The sequence below is a fragment of the Gemmatimonadales bacterium genome, assembly GCA_036500345.1.
Classification (GTDB): Bacteria; Gemmatimonadota; Gemmatimonadetes; order Gemmatimonadales; family GWC2-71-9; genus Palsa-1233.
The window spans coordinates 61937-80348 of the sequence record DASYCE010000006.1 but is presented as its reverse complement, the minus strand read 5'-3'; the positions used below and the strand labels follow the sequence as shown (position 1 = coordinate 80348).

The 18412-nt window shown below is 65.3% G+C and carries 17 protein-coding genes; 11 read left to right on the top strand and 6 right to left on the bottom strand.

Going from position 1 to position 18412, the window contains the following annotated elements:
- The 4 genes from VGM20_02590 to VGM20_02575 form a co-directional block, all read right to left on the bottom strand.
- The coding region (locus VGM20_02590; protein ID HEY4099746.1) for a 4-hydroxy-3-methylbut-2-enyl diphosphate reductase at positions 1-756 on the bottom strand (756 nt) is incomplete at its 3' end.
- Between the two features lie 14 nt (positions 757-770).
- On the bottom strand, positions 771-1298 hold the full coding sequence (locus tag VGM20_02585; protein ID HEY4099745.1) for a hypothetical protein: 528 nt from the start codon (positions 1296-1298) through the stop codon (positions 771-773).
- Positions 1295-3514, bottom strand: a complete 2220-nt coding sequence (locus tag VGM20_02580) for a hypothetical protein (protein HEY4099744.1) — start codon at positions 3512-3514, stop codon at positions 1295-1297. The genes VGM20_02585 and VGM20_02580 overlap by 4 nt, the downstream gene beginning before the upstream one ends.
- On the bottom strand, positions 3487-3945 hold the full coding sequence (locus VGM20_02575; GenBank protein ID HEY4099743.1) for a helix-turn-helix domain-containing protein: 459 nt from the start codon (positions 3943-3945) through the stop codon (positions 3487-3489). The genes VGM20_02580 and VGM20_02575 overlap by 28 nt, the downstream gene beginning before the upstream one ends.
- 180 nt (positions 3946-4125) lie before the next feature.
- Between VGM20_02575 and VGM20_02570 the strand changes: the two genes are divergently transcribed.
- Positions 4126-6087, top strand: coding sequence for a methyl-accepting chemotaxis protein (locus VGM20_02570; GenBank protein ID HEY4099742.1), 1962 nt, complete (start codon positions 4126-4128; stop codon positions 6085-6087).
- A 3-nt stretch (positions 6088-6090) separates the two neighbouring features.
- Here the strand turns inward: VGM20_02570 and VGM20_02565 are convergent, their stop codons facing one another.
- Positions 6091-8706, bottom strand: coding sequence for a DEAD/DEAH box helicase (locus tag VGM20_02565; protein ID HEY4099741.1), 2616 nt, complete (start codon positions 8704-8706; stop codon positions 6091-6093).
- Positions 8707-8831: 125 nt separating this feature from the next.
- On the opposite strand from VGM20_02565, the gene VGM20_02560 reads away from it, so the two are divergent.
- A complete protein-coding gene (locus VGM20_02560; GenBank protein ID HEY4099740.1) occupies positions 8832-9713 on the top strand; it encodes an SDR family oxidoreductase in 882 nt (293 codons plus the stop codon).
- A 72-nt stretch (positions 9714-9785) separates the two neighbouring features.
- Here the strand turns inward: VGM20_02560 and VGM20_02555 are convergent, their stop codons facing one another.
- A complete protein-coding gene (locus VGM20_02555; protein HEY4099739.1) occupies positions 9786-10379 on the bottom strand; it encodes a hypothetical protein in 594 nt (197 codons plus the stop codon).
- A gap of 255 nt (positions 10380-10634) precedes the next feature.
- On the opposite strand from VGM20_02555, the gene VGM20_02550 reads away from it, so the two are divergent.
- The 9 genes from VGM20_02550 (at position 10635) to VGM20_02510 (ending at position 18404) form a co-directional block, all read left to right on the top strand.
- Complete coding sequence (locus VGM20_02550) at positions 10635-11162, top strand: 6-carboxytetrahydropterin synthase (protein ID HEY4099738.1); 528 nt, start codon at positions 10635-10637, stop codon at positions 11160-11162.
- The gene (locus VGM20_02545) at positions 11149-11502 is read left to right on the top strand and encodes a 4a-hydroxytetrahydrobiopterin dehydratase (GenBank protein HEY4099737.1); all 354 of its coding nucleotides are present in this window, start codon (positions 11149-11151) and stop codon (positions 11500-11502) included. The genes VGM20_02550 and VGM20_02545 overlap by 14 nt, the downstream gene beginning before the upstream one ends.
- The gene (gene pabB / locus VGM20_02540; GenBank protein HEY4099736.1) at positions 11426-12883 is read left to right on the top strand and encodes an aminodeoxychorismate synthase component I; all 1458 of its coding nucleotides are present in this window, start codon (positions 11426-11428) and stop codon (positions 12881-12883) included. Before VGM20_02545 ends, pabB begins: the two co-directional genes overlap by 77 nt.
- The gene (locus VGM20_02535) at positions 12880-13464 is read left to right on the top strand and encodes an aminodeoxychorismate/anthranilate synthase component II (protein HEY4099735.1); all 585 of its coding nucleotides are present in this window, start codon (positions 12880-12882) and stop codon (positions 13462-13464) included. Before pabB ends, VGM20_02535 begins: the two co-directional genes overlap by 4 nt.
- On the top strand, positions 13461-14417 hold the full coding sequence (locus VGM20_02530) for a hypothetical protein (GenBank protein HEY4099734.1): 957 nt from the start codon (positions 13461-13463) through the stop codon (positions 14415-14417). Before VGM20_02535 ends, VGM20_02530 begins: the two co-directional genes overlap by 4 nt.
- The gene (locus VGM20_02525) at positions 14414-14821 is read left to right on the top strand and encodes a cytochrome c (protein ID HEY4099733.1); all 408 of its coding nucleotides are present in this window, start codon (positions 14414-14416) and stop codon (positions 14819-14821) included. Before VGM20_02530 ends, VGM20_02525 begins: the two co-directional genes overlap by 4 nt.
- Before the next feature lie 208 nt (positions 14822-15029).
- Positions 15030-16109, top strand: coding sequence for a hypothetical protein (locus tag VGM20_02520; protein ID HEY4099732.1), 1080 nt, complete (start codon positions 15030-15032; stop codon positions 16107-16109).
- Between the two features lies 1 nt (position 16110).
- Positions 16111-16794 (top strand): helix-turn-helix domain-containing protein, encoded by a 684-nt coding sequence (locus VGM20_02515; protein HEY4099731.1) that lies wholly within the window; start codon positions 16111-16113, stop codon positions 16792-16794.
- The gene (locus VGM20_02510) at positions 16791-18404 is read left to right on the top strand and encodes a diguanylate cyclase (protein HEY4099730.1); all 1614 of its coding nucleotides are present in this window, start codon (positions 16791-16793) and stop codon (positions 18402-18404) included. Before VGM20_02515 ends, VGM20_02510 begins: the two co-directional genes overlap by 4 nt.
- Positions 18405-18412: the final 8 nt, after the last annotated feature.

Genomic DNA, 18412 nt, shown 5'->3' with positions numbered 1-18412 from the left:
GTTGGCGACTCCGATACGCACCAGATCACGATCGAAATCGAATCCATCGGATGCGGCGTGGCCCAGTGCCGTCACCAGCGAATCAGTGCTGCCGCCGTGCTCGATGTGATCGCAGACGAGCCGAGCCTCGGTCATGTTGTAGACCGTCAGATACTTGCCGCCCGGATGGCGCTTCACCTGACTTGCTGTCGCCCGCGTCTCTTCGTGATAGTGCTTCCCGTGAATGACAGAGGTGAATCCGTCGCGGGCATAACTCTCGACGCGCTTCCAGACATTGAGCACGGAGCCGCAGGTGGTATCCACCACGATACACCCGATCGCCCGCAGTCGTTCGAAATCGCGCAACGTCACGCCAAATGCGGGGAGAATGACCACGTCATCGACGGTAATCCCGGAGAAATCGAATTCCGGTGTGGTGACCCTGCCGTCGTCCCCGGACGGGGATTCCCGCCGGAGAAATGTGATCCCCATCTGGCCGAGGTTGGCATTGACGTGGGGGTTGTGGATGATCTCACCAACCAGGAAGAGCCGGCGGTCGGGAAACTTCGCGCGCGTCTCGTAGGCGTAGTCAACCGCACGGTCGACGCCGTAGCAGAATCCGAATTCCTGTGCCAGCCGGAACGTCAGGTGCCCGGCGACCAGCTGGTTCCCGGCAGACCTGAGCGTATCGACGATGGCACTATGGTAGTCGGCCGCTCGTTGCCCTTCGATCGCTCCCTTGAGGCCAAAGCCGCGCCGGAAATAGGTCGATTCCATCGAGGGAAGATAGGTCAGGAACAGCCCACGGCGGTGGTGACGATCGGCAGGTCGCGAAACTCACCGTGCAACACGAGCGTGTCGATGCCGCTCATCGATCTCATTCGCGCGGAAAGGGTTCCCGAAATCGTCCCCGGAGCACGATGGACCTGCATCGTGCCGCTCTCGCTTCGGAACGCTGCCAGCACCGTGTCCTTGGCGGTATGAAGCCAGCGCAAGGCTGCAGTTCCCGCCGGGCGCACCCCGGCCGCCGCTTGCGCTGGTGCCGAAATCGGATAGGTGGCGGGAATCAGAGAATCGCGTTCATAGAACACGATCATCGCGCCCGTATCAGATGACACCGACTGGAGGACACCGACGCGAGTGACAGGACACCAGGAAACCTGTCCGGGAAGGTCGAGGCGCCCCTGGTACTTCCCCCGCCACTGCAAGGAAACGTGTCCGGTTCGGATGGCACCGGCCGCACTGTGGCTCCGGTAGAACCACCAGCCGGCACCGGCAATCAGGAGCACGATGATGATGGTGGCGGTCGCGCGCCTCAACGAGGGCCGCCAAAAACGAGGTCGAGACGGAATCCGTGGCCGACCGCGTTCGTGATGGGATGACTCAGGTCGGCGCGCACGAAGCCACCGAGGACCGACACGCCGACACCAGCTCCCGAGAGAAACGGTGCAGCGCCGAAGTCTCGAAGCAATCCTGCCTCTCCCATGTCGACAAAACCGACCACTTTGACCGTCCTCCGGCTTGGCCGGCTCACGTCGAATTGCGTCGCCCAGAGTGCATCGCCCCGCGCCACGCCAAAATCATAGCCTCGCACGGTGTTGAGTCCACCGGCACGCAGCGCCATCTGCGGCACCGCCTCCGTCCCCGCGCCGATTCCCATCGAAATCCGGGTCGTCACCCACCCGCCCATCAGCTCCTTGAACTCCAGCTTCCCGGCGAGCCGTGCCGCAAGATCGTTGTCGGCATCGAGCCCTTCGGCGTCGACCATCCAGCCGATTCCGGGCCCCGAATGCTCCAGCCGGATCGTCGGGCCGACGGCGAATCCCTCGCGCACGGAATCGTTGGACGGGAAGTACCCGTCAGCGCCGCCGATTCGCGGAATGAACGCACGCGCGACGCTGGCGACGCTCCGCTCATCTTCCGCACGGCCGGCGATCATCAACTCGGTTCCCTGTCCCATGGACGTCTCGAACGACACGCGTGCCCCGCTCGCGAGCAGATACTGTCCATCGTCGTGACCGGACAGCACGGCGCGCAGCGAATTCCCGAAGGTCAGCCCCTGCGCCAGCGGATCGGCATCCTGGAGGTCGCGCGATGCCGCGACGATCAATTGCCCGCCTGGTGCATCACGCACTGCAGAGACCCGCGCCATCGGGCGCTTGTCGGCAAGCCCGAACCGTGCGGTGCCGTAGAGCGTCGTGAATGGCATCGCGGTGGGCACACGCAATCCCAGTGAAAGCGTGGTCCCTTCCACCCTGTTGTAGCGGAGCAGATCGGACAGTTTCTCCCACGTAATGCCGAACGTCGGGCGTCCTGTCATCTTCGCCGGCAACTGGTCAGTGATGTGCTCCAGGTCGGTCATCGCCTGCTGCAGTCGCCGGTGATCGTCGGGATTTTCACCGAGAACGAGCGAGTCGCCCCAGCCGGCGTAGTTCCGCATCGAATCCGCCGGAGGACGGTGAATTTCATAGTGGCCGCCGCCGGGGAGATATCCGGTCCGATTCCGGCCCCGCGTCCTGAACACGGCGGTGTCCTGGCGCCGGCGCAGTGAATCCGCTCCGCCTCCGGCCGGCCGGGCTCCGCGGCCACTCGCGAGCACGCGACCCCGGTTACCGAAGCGCGCCGAATCGCGCGGGAACGGCGCGTCGAAGACCACAGCCTTCCCCTGGTTGACGTCATAGTCGTCAAAGGTGCTTCGTGCTTCGAACGGCATCGCGAAGTCGATGCCGAACGGCATCGAGATCTTCCCCGCGATGACTTCGCGATACGGCATCCAGAACTGGTTGTCCTGCAACGAGTACTCGAGATCGGCGTTCAGCTCGAGAATCCGGTTGACGAATTCGCTGTTGCTGCGAGCCGATGAGGAATCGTGCGCAGTGCGCCCGTCGGGTTCCGACCACAACTCCGTACCGACAAATCGAAACGTGAAGCGCGCGACTTCCCCGGTGGCAACGTCGAGCCAGAGCCGACCTGCCACGTACGATCCGTCCGCGTACTTCGGGGTCACCGTGACGCTCTGGATTGTCACCCGGTGTCCGGCGGTGACAATGACGATTGAATCCCCGGCAGCGTAGCGATAGTAGCGGTCGGCCCGCGGCGCGAGCGGATGGGGCGCGGCGCGCGACGGCACGTGGTTGGTGCCGAAGACACGAACCGAATCCCCCAGCGTTCGCGGCACGAACCACGGCTGGCTGAATGTCGACGTGATATCGGCGCCCTGCAGCTGACTCTTGCTGCGGCGTCCCAGCAGGTTCACGCGCAAGTCGTTCGGCAACTGCCACGCGATCGTCGCCTCCTGCTCTTCAACCGCGACGGGCAGCGGATCGCCCCATTTTCGCCGGGCAAAGCCGAACGACACACGATATCGCAACTTTGCCTGGTAGTCACGCACCGATGAATCCTGCTGGGCATGCCGCGCCATGGCGCGGGCCACCAGTTCCTGCGTGGCCCGGTCGGCGTACGTCGATGTGTCGGGTGGGGTGGCGCTCGCGACGAGCGCCGCAAAGCTCAGGGTATGGAGGAGTGCTGGTCCCATTTCGTCCGTCCGTCGCGGTGGAGGCCGTACGCACGCAACCGCCGCCACAACGTCGTCCGAGAGATTCCCAGCGTCTTCGCCGTTTCGGCCAATCGCCATGCGTGCGCTTCGAGCGAACGCACGATCGCATCTTTCTCGCGCTCGGCCAGGGTCGTCGGGCCCTCGCGATGCGGAAGGAAGATCGCCTCGCCGAGGTCCATGTTACCGACGCGAAGCGGAGACAGACGCCCGCCAAGTGCCGCGAGTTCTGGAAGCAGATCATCCTTCTCGCTGGACGGGTCGAGCCCGGCTTCGCTCAGGACGCTTCGCCCCGCAGCATTGAGGTAGACCACCCGTCCGTGCGAGTCGAATACCGCGACGCCTTCCTGGAATGAATCGAGGAGAGCCTTTGCCAGCGGGGAAAAAACCGATGGAAGAGTTGGTGCGGTCATCGGCTGTGTCATGGGAATGAATACGCCAGGTTAAAGGTGAAGGTTTCAGAAGGTGACGCTACCCAGTGCCGGGAGCTGGCGGAAAGGCCATATTGCTGAGCGTCCATGAGCAATCCGCTTCCCCCGCAATCGGTTAGCACTCTCGCGCCGGAATCGCCTCGGCTCAGATCCGGATGGCCGTTGCTGCTCGCCATTGCCATCTGGGCTGCGGCGGTCCCGGTCATCGCGAGCGGTTCGCAATCCGCGTCCGGTGGGGCCGCCATCCCGCTCATCGTCGGACTTGCGCTCGTCGGCCTCGCGGCCGCCGCGGCGATCCTGTTCCGGTTGCCAGGTGATCCGATTACCGGACCGCTGGTCGGGATGAGCGCAGCGGCGATGACACTGCTCGTCCTCGCGCCGATCGATCTCCCCGCCGGACGGGTCCTCGCCGGGTTCCTTCTTGCAGCCCCATGGCGATACGCACTCCCCCCGCTGGTCGTTCACGTCGCTCTCGAATTGGGTTGGCCGGCGGACCGGCGAAGGTGGGTCAACTGGGTCCTGGCATGGTACGGGATCCAGGCCGCGCTGCTCGTGGCGGCGGCGGTCGGCCTGCTGACCACCGAGGCGCCGCTGATCGAAGCGGTCGATGGCACGATTCGCCCGCTGCTGATCGAGCCGGCGGCCGCGGTCGTCGCCATACTCGCCTTGGGAACGGCGCTGCTGACCCGGCCCCGACCATTGTTTCGACGCGCGATCGGGTGGGGACTCCTGGCGGTAATGATCGGATTCCTGCCCTCGGTCATCGCGGCGATCATCCCGGCGTTCGGTCTGCCGATGGGCCTTCCCGACATCGCCATCCGGCTCACGCTGCTGGGACTTCCGGTCTTCGGTGCAATGGCAGTCTGGGTCCTGCCCTATCGCGACGCAGCAGCGCGGGACCGCTCGGCGCAGCAGCTGGCGATTGCCTTCCTCGATGCCGCTGAACCTCCGGTGATTGCCCGAGAGCTCGCGGACGCGTTGCGCTCCGCCGTCGACGCGCGCGCTGTGCTCGTCCGCACCGTCAGTCCCGAGTGCACCGGATCGTCCGGCGAACTTTCAGATCGGGGAGATGACGCGGTCGAGCCTGGATCCGGAGAACGCGCCCCTCGCCTGACCCTTCCGATCGGACGGGCAGCAGAGCCATTGGGCGAAGTGGTGGTTGACGCCGGCCATGGGGATGCCTTCGGGACGATCGAACGGGAGTGGCTGGCCGCGTGGCTGGTTCCACTCGCCGTCGTGCTTCGTGCTCGCCGTCGCGAAGAGGTCGCAGCGGCTCATCGCGATGCCCTCGCCACCCACTTTGATCACGGCGTTTCGGATATCGCGCGCGCCGCGCAAGCGTTGCCGCTCGCCCCGCTGAACGCGGCGTGGGCCGTCCCTCCCACGGTCGATGCGCGCGAGGTTCTGGCGCAGCTGAGCGACAACGTCACGGGTATCGCGCGGCATGGCGAGGGATTGCAGATGGCCGCTGCGGAAGCCCGCGACCGCGCACGAAGCAGCAGCGATGCTGTCGCCCGCTCGATCGATCGGCTCGCCGCGCTGTCGGCCGAGATCGCCCGGCTTGCCACGCATGGCGATGCGATCGCCGCGAGCAATGAAACGGTGAGCGGTGTCGCGTTCCGGACCAACCTTGTCGCCAATAACGCCGCGCTCGAAGCCACAAGGGCCGGTCCTGCAGGACGGACCTTCGGCGTGCTCGCGGAGGAAGTCCGCCGCCTCGCCGACACGACGGCGGCAACGTCAGTTGCCATTGGCGAACGCACCGGCGCGCTGGCGGCAGACATCGGCGGGCTGCACGCCGCCATCGAGGCGACCCGCCACGCACTCGGCGACGCCATTCGTGAAGCGGAGGTCGGTGAGTCAGCGGCGCAGCGGATGGGAGATTCCGCCGCCGAGCTTGAGGACATCGCCCGCGCGCTCGGTCCGGTCGTCAACGAAGCCAGCTCGGTCGCGAAGCGACGTTCAGCGCGCGATCAGCACCTGACCGGCATGATGGAGCGTTTGTTCGCCGAGCGCGCGGAACTGGCTCGTGCACTCACTGCCCACCGCGAGGCGATGGAGCGACTCGCGACGAATCTGCATCGTGCGCAGAGCTCACTCGCCGAGCCACGAGGGCGCCAGTAGTACTCATCCTCGCCGTCGGCCGCCGTGCCGACGGCCGTGATGGCGCGGCGGCCCCCCTCCCTCGCCACGGCGTCCCCGGTGTCCGCCCCGGTCGTCATCGCGAGGGGCGGTGCGGGTCTCCGGGCGATCCAGCAATCCACGCAAGGCGGCAAGCGAATCCGCGTGGAGCACATCGCCTTTGCGGCGCATGCCGAAGACGAGCGGACGGTCGAGGTGGGGAAGGTCGCTCTCGCGCAGTCGGCGCGCCTGCCCCTCGCGAAGCCGCACCCGGACCACGCCCTCGCCGTTGCGCACTTCATACTCGAGGGGCGCCGCATCCCCAAAGACCTTGATGCTCCCCGGCAATGCATCGAGGTGCCGCCGCTCCTCATCTCCGATCATCGCCGGAACATCGAGGCGCACTGGCGTCCGCTGAAACGCCGCCCATGACGCAGCGTCGGCGAGCTGCGCGCGAACCAGCGCGCGGACCGCACCGCGATCAACCCCGCGCAGCGTGCCGCCGGAGCGCCGCCAGTATTCGTCGAGTGACTGCACCGAGCGGGCGAGGCGTCCACGATCAGGATGGTCGACGGTGCCCGCCAGGAGCGCGTCGGCGAGCACGTCGTGTGCCTGCTCCCGCCACTCGTCCGGAATGGCACCCTCGATCGGGTCGATGCTGCGCGCCAGTTCGAAGCCGAAGTACCGGCGCGACCGCTCGATCGCGAGTCCCTGCTTCTGCCGATGTGTGGTCACCACCACAGACGCAGGCCCCTCGACCGCGTACCGCTTGAGCAGGTCGTACGGAATCGTGGTGCCTTGGATGCTCGCCCGCGCGACACCGAATCGATCGGCGAAATAGCGGAGCGTCCCCGCGATGGCTCCCCAGCTTCCAGCGACGGACGTCTTGGCGATCCGCGCCGGCTGGCCGTGTGCAGTCTGTTCATCGAGGACCAGATCGAACGGGGCAATCCTCGCCACCAGGTCGACAAATCGCGCGCGGCGCCGGCGATCGGCCGGTGGCAAGCTCGTGGGAAGGTCGGCATCGAGCGCGCGGTAGGCAGCTGCCATGCCAAGCGCCCCGTCTTCGATGGCCTTCACCAGCACGCCACGCTGTTCGCCCCACGCCGCAAGCGATTGTTCGTCGAACACGTGACGCCGCAGCCCGTGCACCGTCTCGATGCGGCCAAACTGATTGACCGCTTCTGCCAGCAGGTTGTATGCGGTGAGATGATCGCTTCCCGCCACGAGCACACCATCGAGATCGCGTTCTTCACGCGTCATCCGGTGCAGCGAGTCGATGCCGCTCGCGCCGGCGACCAGCGGCAATTCCTCATCCCCTGCGTGCACCAGTAGCTCCGCCCATGCGCGCTCGACCGGCAGCGCCTCGACCTGCCGCCCGTACGCGGTGAGCCGGCCCTGCTCGATCAACCCACGGTCAGTCAGCCGGGCGAGCGCGCTCCGGTACGCCGTCCGGTCCAGTGGCACCGGCAGTTCGAGATCAGTGGCATCGACGCCGATCTCTGCGCAGGTGAGCGCCACGCGCTCGGCGTCGCCCGCCAGCTGAAACTCGGGCGGCCCGGGGCGAAGCGAAGCAAAATCGAGATCGCGATCGGAGAGGATCGTCACCTCGCCGTGCGCGACTCGCCCATGCACGCGGCCCGCCATCTGGAGGATTTCGTTGGGGCCGAGATAGAGGCGGTGCAGCACATTGCGCCCTCGCTCGACCAGGTTCCCGTATCGCGCATCGTAGATGACCACAGTGTCGAGTCCGGGCAGGTTGAGCGCCGATTGGCCGGCGGCAGTCATCGCGAGCAGATATGGCTTCGAGATCTCGCCTTCGAGAAACGGCCGGAGCACTCGAATCGGCTCACCACCGTGATAGAACGCGGTGGCCAGACGCGGAAACCGCGCTCCCAGTTCCGCGCCGAGTCGCTCGACTTCGGCGCGGGTCGGCAGGAAGACCGCGACGCCGCGCTGCTGTGAGATGAAGCGGCGAATCGTGCGGTCATCCAGAAATTCGGCTGGTTGCTTCGCGACGACGGCGACTCGTGCCTTGAGCGCCGGGTCGAATGCAGAGGTCTCCAGCACGTGATCGCTGCGCAGATACTGCTGGTACGTCGTCGGATCGACTGTCGCCGAAAGCCAGATGAACCGCGCGCCGATCCGCTTGCCGAGCGCAAGGCAGAGCTCCAGTTCGGCGGACGTCTGGTGAATTTCATCCACGACGATGGTGTCGCGCGGAACGATCAGGTCATCGGCAAGCCAGCGACGGGCAATCCCCGTGGTCACAATCACGACGTTCCATTGCGGCGTCTCCTCAGTCGCCTCCCGTTCACGATTGACGACACCGACCCGCAATGCCTCGCCGAGAATCTCCTCGGCAATGATCCGGATGCCGAGCGTCTTTCCCGTGCCGGTGCCGGCCACGATGCCAAAACCCTTCCCCTCACGCGCCCAGGATCGGACTGTCTCACCGTGCTGCTGTTCCAGGAGCGTCGTGACGCGGGCCTGCATCGCGAGCTCGATTGTCTCGCACGCGGCCCGCGTCGGTGCAATCACGATGATCCGGCCTCGCGGATGCATCGCATTGCGGTAGGCCTCGACATCCGGCGGCAGGAGGTGATCGCGAGTCGGTTGCACGGCAGCAAGTTACCGCGACTTCACCGTCACGGTCGCCGGGACCACGTTCGGCGCGCGCGCCACTGGGCGATTCCATCACTATATTGCCGCGCGGTAGATCGGTTCGACGAACGGGAGGACGCGTGATGCAGGGGAAGGTCTGCCTCGTGACCGGTGCCAATCGCGGCATTGGCCGGGCAGTGGCCGAAGGACTCGCGCGCCAGGGCGCGAGCGTCATCATGGTGTGCCGGAATCGCGAAAGCGGTGAGAGCGCGAAGGGACAGATCGCGGCCGCCACCGGTAATCACGGTCTTGAATTGATGATCGCGGATTTCGCGGTGCAGGCGGAGGTCCGACGCCTCGCGCAGGAGATCCGCGCCCGGCATCAGCGGCTCGATGTGCTGATCAGCAATGCCGGCACCTTTGTCCCACGCCGCATCGTGACCGTCGACGACATCGAGACGACCTTCGCGGTGAATCACCTCGCGTCGTTCATCCTGATCAACGATTTGACCGACCTGCTGCGAGCGAGCGCGCCGGCGCGCGTCGTCGTGGTGGCGTCCGAGGCGCATCAACGCGTCACCGATCCCGAGGACTGGACGAGCATCAAGGGATACAATGCCCGAACCGCGTACTCCCGGTCGAAGCTCGCCAACGTGATTTATTCGTACGATCTCGCCCATCGGCTCGAAGGAAGCGGTGTGACGGTCAATTGCTGCGATCCCGGCATCGTCGACACGGCGGTGTTGCACGCGATGTACGATCGCTGGTGGTCCAGGTGGCTCTGGCCGTTCGCTCGCCGCTTTGCGATCACGCCCGAAGTGGGCGCCGCGACGCCGCTGTATCTGGCCACGTCGCCCGACCTCGAAGGCGTGACCGGAAAGTATTTCAAGAACTCGAGCCCGGCCACGTCGTCGCTGATCTCGCACGATGCCGTGATCGGCGCGCGACTCTGGAACATCTCATTGCGATTGACCGGCGACCTGCCGCCCGTCACGATCACCGGCGAAATCATCGCCGCGCACTGATTGCCAAAGCATCGGAGGCGGCCTGACTGCTGCCGCCTCCGGCCCCCCGAAGGAATTCACCTATTTCCGGATTCAGTGGCCGTGACCCCGGCCATTTCCGTGGCCACCGCTCGCGCGGCCGCCGTTGCCGCGCCCGTTATCCGCATGGCCGTTACCGCCCCCCTGGCCGTGCGACTCTGGTCGCGCGTGGTTTTGAGGTGCCGGACGGACATCGCGCCCACCCCGCATTTCGGGACGGCTGCGATACGCTTCGGGCCGGCTCCGTTCGTACACTCGCGGGGAAGGCCGGACGTATCCGCGATCGTATACCCGCGAGGCCGGAAACCGGCTGTTGCGCCAGACCCGGAACGATGCCTCGCGCGGGGGGAAGAAGATCTGATTGCGGTACCGGTACACGACTACTGGCGTGGCATACGACACGATCGGGTAGTCATAGTACTCGTTGTTGTAGAGATAGACGGTCTCCGGCGACCAGTCGTCGTAGTCCGACTCCCACGGTCCGAACAGCGCGGGGTCATATTCCCGAATGAGCAGCTGCCGATGCGGTCCGTACAGCACCCGCGGATGACCGATCGGAATATCGACGTGAACCCGAACTTGCGCCGCTGCAGGAATTGCGGCGGCAAAGATCAGCGCGGGAACGATGGTGAGAAGCTTGGCACGCATAACAACCTCCATTGAGACGTTGGTTCGCGGTCTCTCTTGGAGCGAGCGCCGTGCCAAACTGCAAGTCATTGCACGACAAAGAGATACCGATCGATGGCCAAGACGTATTGTCCGGATTCCGGACAAGTTGTCATTTCCTAGGACGATATTCGGCCGCCGGTTGCCCACGTACCTGCTAAGGCGATCTCGCGAGCGTCGCGGCATCTTTTGCATCGTGGATATGTTCTCTCGTCGCCGAACCGCTGGAGCGTATTGATGGGACTGTTCCGGGTGACCGTCAGCAAGGACTATCTCGGCTTTGCAGCCGCGCATTTTCTCACCTTCCGCGGCCATGCCTGTGAGTCGTTGCACGGGCACAACTACCGTATCGGCGTCATGGTCGAAGGCCCAATCGATCCTGAATGTCATTTTGTGGTCGACTTCGGCGTCATCAAGCGCCTGGTTCGCCAAGAGGTCGACCGGCTCGACCACCGGGTCATCCTGCCGGCGGAAAACCCCAAGCTTGCCTACCGCGCATCGGACGGGATGACGTACGTCTCCTATCTTGGCGAGCAGAGCTACCAGTTCCCGACCCGCGACTGCGTCCTTCTGCCTCTCGCCAATACGACGGCGGAGTTGCTGGCTCGTTGGATGGCAGGACGTCTTCACGCCGGCCTCGATGCCGCGGGGGTTTCGCTTAAGGTGCTGGAGGTCGAAGTGGAAGAGTCGCCGGGGCAGTCTGCCGTCTACGCCGAACACGAGCAGCCCAGCGCTGCGCGGGAGGATCACGATGCCAACCCATGAACCGGTGCACAGCGGCGCCGCCCTCGAGCAACAACTCGCGGACCTCGCCGGATGGTCGGTCGACGATAGTTGGATCAAGCGCGAGTTCACCACCGATGGCTGGCGCTCGACGATCCTGCTCGTCAATGCGATCGCCTTCTTTGCCGAGGCTGCGAACCATCATCCTGACCTCGAAGTGCATTGGAGCCGGGTCGTCGTGCGACTGCAGACCCACTCTGCGGGCGGGATTACCGACAAGGACCTGCAGCTCGCGCGCAAAATCAATGACACCGCACTCTGGCAACCGACCGGAGGGTTTCCCGGCCTCGAAGGCCAGAAGAGTGGCTGGATTTCGCGCTGATCGAGACTTGAACGCAATCGTCCACGTCGAGGAACTTGATGGACGGCTCACCCCGATTGGGGTGGCCGCACGATTCGATAGTTTGCCGCGCCCGTGCCTCCTGCATGGCGCGGCACCTGGACATCCTCTCAGCCGCTTCAGCTACTTCAGCGCCGACCCGGTCGCGACGATCAGCGCCGCTGCCACAACATGGGAAGCAACGGCGGCGCGCGTTCGAGCGACCTTCGAGCCACATCACGTCCGCACCGACCTGCCACCCTTCCAGGGTGGATGGATGGGATGGCTCTCCTACGAGCTCGGCTCCGCGTTCGACCGGATCGAGCGACACCCCAACGAACCGCATGCCGTTCCTGATGTTGCCCTGGCCCTCCATGACTGGGTCATTGCCTGGGACCATCACGCCGATCGAACGTGGCTGATCAGTACTGGCGCCGACGACAGCGGCCGGCGGGATGCTGCACGGGCGGATCACCGGGCCCAGCAGGTGCTTGCACGACTGGGCAACACGGTCGAGCTGCCGCTGACGACGCGAGAAGAATCACCATCAGGTCTTCGTCCCGTCGCCGACGTCAGCGAGGCGGAGTACCGCGATCTTGTCGCGCGGGCCGTCGACCTGATACTCGATGGAGACCTCTTTCAGGTGAATCTCTCCCAACGATTCACCACCGGATACCATGGCTCCCCGCTCTCGCTCTATCGATCGCTCTGCGCCGCATCCGCCGCGCCAATGGCCGCCTACATCCGCCACGAAGCTGTCGCCATCGCGAGCGCGTCCCCCGAGGAGTTCCTGCGGCTCGACCCGCGCACTCGACGCGTTGAGACGCGACCGATCAAGGGAACCCGTCCGCGCGACGCCGATCCCGTTCGTGATGCCGCACTCGCTGCAGCGCTCAAAGGGAGCGCCAAGGATCGCGCCGAGAACGTGATGATCGTCGATCTGCTCCGGAACGACCTGTCCAGGGTTGCGGTGCCGGGAAGCGTGACCGTGCCGGCGCTTTGCGAACTGGAATCACATCCGACGGTCCACCATCTCGTGTCGGTGGTCCGGGCCCAGCTTCGTCACGATGCCGACGCTCTCGATCTGCTCGCGGCGACCGTTCCCGGAGGGTCGATCACCGGGGCACCGAAGCTTCGCGCCATGGAGGTGATCGCTGCACTCGAGCCGACGACACGAGGGGTGTACTCCGGCGTGATCGGGTGGATCGGTCTCGACGGGGCCCTGGGCAGCAGCATCGCGATCCGGACGATCGTCCTCCACAACCATATCGCGACATTCCATGCAGGCGGCGGCATCACGGCCCGCTCCGATCCCGGATCGGAATACCACGAGACCCTGGACAAGGCTCGCGCACTGATCGCCGCGCTGGCAAGCGCGTCGTGATCCTGCTCCTCGATCACGACGACTCGTTCGTCCATACGCTTGCGGCCTACATCGCGGAACTCGGACAGCGCCCACGGGTCATTCGCGCGCACGATACGACCCTTGACGAGATCGCGTCCCTGGGGCCATCTCATATCATCCTCTCGCCCGGGCCGCGAACGCCACGCGAATGCCCGCTCGCCATCGACGTGGTTCGCACGCTGGGCCGCACCGTTCCGGTTCTCGGTGTCTGCCTCGGGCACCAATGCATTGCGGCGGCATTCGGTGGAACAGTCGAACGGACGCCGCATCCGACCCATGGCGAAGCGGCGTCGATCGCGCATGACGGAGCCGGTGTCTTTCGCGGGCTCCCCATCCCCTTTCGCGCCGCACGTTACCACTCGCTCGCGGTCGACGCGTCGACACTCCCCGCGGAATTGATGATCACGGCGCGAGCTGACGACGGTGATGTCATGGGAATCCGCCACCGTGCGCATCGTATCGAAGGTGTCCAATTCCATCCCGAGTCGGTCCTCACGGAGTGGGGACATCGACTGCTCGCGAATTTCATCGCGGGGCCCGCATTATCCTTCACGACATGAATGGCTTGTCGACCCGCGTGATCTTGCTGACCGGGATCGCCGCGATACTCCTGGCGGCACCAAGTCGAGCCCAGCAACCAGTCCATCGCACACGACATCGCCGGAAACCGACCGACACGACAGCCGTGGCCGCGATGCCAACAGCGCCGCCGGTCGCGTGGCCCGTCACGCCGGTGCTGCCTGGCGCGATCCTTCCCGGGTCACGCATCGTGGCATTCTACGGCAATCCCCTGTCAACGCAGATGGGTGTGCTCGGAGCTCTGCCGCCGGCCGAAATGCTTGCCAAGCTCGCGACGACGGCGAAGGCGTGGGCAGCGGCAGACGCGATGCATTCCGTCAAGCCCGCGCTGCAGCTGATCGCAACCGTGGCGTCGGGGAACAGGGGACCGGACGGCCTCTACCGCATTCGCCATTCCGACTCCCTGATCGCAGAAGTCGCCGGCTGGGCAGAACAGCGGAACTGGCTGATGATTCTCGACGTCCAGGTCGGCTGGAGCTCCGTGTCGGCCGAACTCCCGCGGTTGATTCCGTGGTTGAAGAAACCGTGGGTGCATCTCGCGATCGACCCGGAATTTGCCATGCATGACGGGCGCATTCCGTCGAAGAAGATGGGAACGCTCGACGCCCGGGACATCAACTACGCGATTGATTTTCTGGCGAAAATCGTCGATGAGGAGCATCTCCCGCCGAAGGTCCTCGTGGTGCATCGGTGGACCCAGGACATGCTGACCAACTATCGGCAGATCAAACGTGACCCTCGCGTCCAGGTGATCATCGACATGGATGGAAACGGGCCGCCATCGGGGAAGACGAAGATCTACGATCTCGAAGTCCAGCGATACCCGGTTCAATTCACCGGATTCAAGTTGTTCTACAAGCTGGATCATCCGATGATGACACTGGCGCAGGTCCTGGCGCTCGACCCGGTCCCACTCTACATCCAGTATCAATGACAGGCCAGCGTGTGATCGCAGTCGCGGCAATCGCCACTGTCTTCGGCGCGGCACCGATGATGGCGCAACTGCCCCCGTCCGCAGATACCGGGCAGGTCGCCGTCGGTCGAAAGCTCTTCGAAGGGAAAGGGCTCTGCTTTTCCTGCCACGGGAAGAATGGTGAGGGGGTTCTGGGACCGACTACCCGTCTCGCCGGCCGTACGTTGGTCCATACCAAGAACATTGCGGCCGGTATCGCAGCATTGATCAAGACCGGTGTCGACAGCGCCCACTCGACCAGCGGCAACATCATGCCGCCCAAGGGGGGATCGCGGCTGACCGATTCGGAGATTGATGCCGTGGCCGCGTACGTCGTGCAGCTGCAAACAGTTGGTGTCAGTAAACCAGACAATGAGCAGTATTGACTACTCCTCTTCGTAATTCATTGCATAACATACAATTACATAAATTCGAGCCGTATTGGTAGCATCCCTGACAACGCTCTGAGTTGCCAGTTGGTTATCGGCCTGCAAACCGCTAGATTGTGGCCCTGGACATCGCACCAGAGTTTCGACCCACTCCGAGGAGTCGCGCCTGGACCTGCCCACGACACACCGCGTCCCCCTTACCTGGTTGACCGAACACGGGGGACCCGCGGTTCGCTATCGGACCCTTTCCGAGCTTGCCCCGCAGGGGGCCTTTGACGTCCCGACACTCTCCGAAGCGCTTCGAACGCTTGTTCTCTCGTCCGAAGTCTCCTCCATCACCACACGACAGGCCGATACCGGCCTCTGGGGGGAGAATTTCCTCGCGCTCCAGCCATCGGACCGCGATGGGATCGAAGAGGTAGGCACGGTGGCTCAGTACCGCCGTCTGGTGCAGCTCGGCGTGCCGAATACGACCCGTCCGTTTCGCCTCGCCGACCGCATTCTCTTCCGGACGCTCTCCCGCGACCCGGATCCGGCCCTCCTCGGTGAGTTCGCCGACGCTGCCGCAGAAGATCCCCGGTACACCGAGGCGTTCCGAAACCTGGTTCGCGAGGGGACCTGCACTGCACTGGCCGAAGCAGGGCACGATCAGGATCCCCGACTCCGTGGCGCGGCTCATAAGGTGGTCAGCGCGGTCTCGGCCTTTCTCCGATCACCGTTGAGCGACGATCCGTTCATCAAGAAGGGCGGCGGCTACCAGCTGCATCCCGAGGCGACGCCTCCGACGTGGTGGTCGCTGGCGATGATCGCGGCGATGCCTTCGCTGCAGCGGGAGCGCGCCGGGTTCCTCGAGCGACTTGGGCAGTATCTCGCCCAGCCGACGCCCGATCGGTCGTACATGGCGGCGATCGGCGGCCATACCATCAAGCCACTGCACGTCCTCCTCGGCGACCCGATCGAGCTTGACCCGAAGGCGAAGGGACTTCCGAAGGACATCCCGCTTGCCTTGCACTTCGTCGAGCTGCTGGCCGGGATCGGCGCCGCGCAACTCGCGGCCGCGCCGAACGCATCGCTCGGATTCCTGCGGCTGCTGGAGGATGTCGACGCCGATGGCATCTGGCATCCGAAGAACCTTCGTTCCCAGCCGAAGGCGAGCACGCCGATCACGTACCATTGCTGGCCGCTTGCGCCCGACGACGGAGAACTTGCCTCGCGGCAGGCCGACATCACGTTCCGGCTGGCCTGCATCGCCAAACGCCTTGGCTGGCGACTCGAGTATTCGTGAGATGCCGGGGGACATCGATCTCACGCCGTTCGGCTTCACCCCGACCGAAAGTCTGATCTATGAAGTCCTCCTGCGCGGAGGACCCGGAACCGGCTACACCGTCGCGCGGGCCGCAGGATTGGCCCGGGCGAACGTGTACGCCGCCCTGGAGGGACTGGTCAGCAAGGGCGCAGCACGAATCAGCGAGGGACGACCAAAGCAGTTCCGTCCGGAACCGCCCAGTACACTTCTCGCTCGGCTGACCGATCGTCAAGGAGAAGCCATCGACCGGCTCGGCGCTGCGTTGTCCGCGCTCGCCGCCCCGGATACGCCGACGCTGGTGGAACTCTCGTCACCGCGCGGCGCGGTGCAGCTGATGGGCCACGAGATCGCCCGGGCCGAACGAAGTGTCGAGCTGATCGCACCGCCGGACGGCGTGGTTGCCCTTGGTCCGCAGCTGCGGCACGCGGCCGCCGGCGAGCTGTCGGTCCGGGTGGCCTCGATGGGGGCTGTATCGCTCGGAGCCATTGCCGTCGACGTGATTGCGCCCGAGGATTGGCCCGGAGACCCTGTGATTCTTGTCATCGATGATCGCGCCGCGCTGATCGGCGCCAGGAGCGGCGACCGGTTCTCCGGACACTGGGGAACCGGCACGGCCTTCGTCGCGGCGGCACGCCACGTCTGCCATGAGTTGCGGAACCGATGACGCTGCCGGACCTCGAAAAGCCCGACGACGCACTGGCGGCGCTGCGGCGCGACTACCTCCGCGACGCGCCGGAGCGCCTGGCTGAATTGCGGAAGGATCTGGCAGCATTTCGCGCCGGGGAGCCCGACGCGCTCGAATCGCTGCGCCAGCGCTTCCATCGTCTTGCCGGATCCGGGGGCTCGTACGGCTTTCCGCGCGTCACGGTGGTCGCGCGCGAGATGGAACACCGCATCCTCACGCCGCCGGTTCCTACGGCACAGGAAGGCGATCGCTTCGACCAGGCGATTCTCGATCTTCGCGCGGCGTTCGATGAGGCGGCCACCGATCTCGACATGCCGATGGTCCTCGGCCGGCTGCCGGGATTCGCCTATCGCGCACTCGTGGTGATGCACGATGAGCCGATCCGGGAGGTCATCGCGGACGCGCTGCGCAAGGTCGGCTTCGAACTCGACATCCAGGAAGGCAATGTCGATCCGTGGGATGTGCCGCCGTCGCGGAGACCCGATCTGGTCGTGATCGGCACCAACATCGGCGATGAAGCGCTCGTCCTGGCCCGCTACTGGGCGGCCGCGACACCGGAACGGCCGCGCGCGGTCGTGCTGGCCGACACGGTCGAACGCTTCGATCGCCTCCGCACCGCCGCCGCGGGACTCGACGCCGTCTTCGGCATGGCGCAGCTGCCGGCGGAGTTGGCGCTGTTCGCTCGGGGGCTGGCGCGCGTCGGTGCTCCGCCACCGAATGTGGTGGTCGTCGAGGACGATCCGGCGCAAGCGCAGCTCCTGGCCACGTGGCTGAGCGAGCTCAACGCGCGCGTGGCACTCTGCAGCAGCGCCCAGGCCGCCGCAGACACGCTGTCACGTGAGCTTCCGGACCTGGTGCTCCTGGATGTGGACCTGCCTGATGTCGACGGCTATGCCATCGCGCGCCTGATTCGCCAGGACCCGCGTCTCACGCTGGTGCCGATTGTCTTCCTGACTGCGCGACGAACACTGGCGGACGAGATGGAAGGTCTTCGGGCCGGCGGCGACGACTTCCTTGCCAAGCCGGTGGAAAGAAGCCACCTCCTGCAGGTGGTTCTGACGCGAGGCGAACGTGGCCGCCGCATTCGGGAGCTTGTCCACCGCGACGGCCTGACCGGCGTGCTCAACCATTCGACGCTGATGGCGGAGCTGGAGTATGCAATCGCCTTCGCGACGCGACACCGCGAGCCGCTCTGTTTCCTGATGCTCGACATCGACCATTTCAAACGGGTCAACGATACGCATGGGCACCTCACCGGTGACCAGGTGCTCGTGCATGTGGCGAATGTCTTCCGCAAGTTGATTCGCCAGTCCGACCTGCTCGGCCGGTATGGCGGCGAGGAATTCGGGATCATCCTGCGGCGCTGTCCGCCGTCGAACGCGCACGCGATCGCCGACAAGCTGCGACTGGCGCTGGCATCGACGCCGGCGAAGCTCGCCAACGGCATTGAAGTCTCGCCGCGGGTGAGTATCGGCATCGCGACCGTCGCCGGTGACGGAGAACCGTCGGTGACAGATGTGACATCGGCCGCGGACCGGGCCTTGTATCGAGCCAAGGCGTCGGGCCGCGACCGAGTCGAAATGGGCTGACCGGCGAG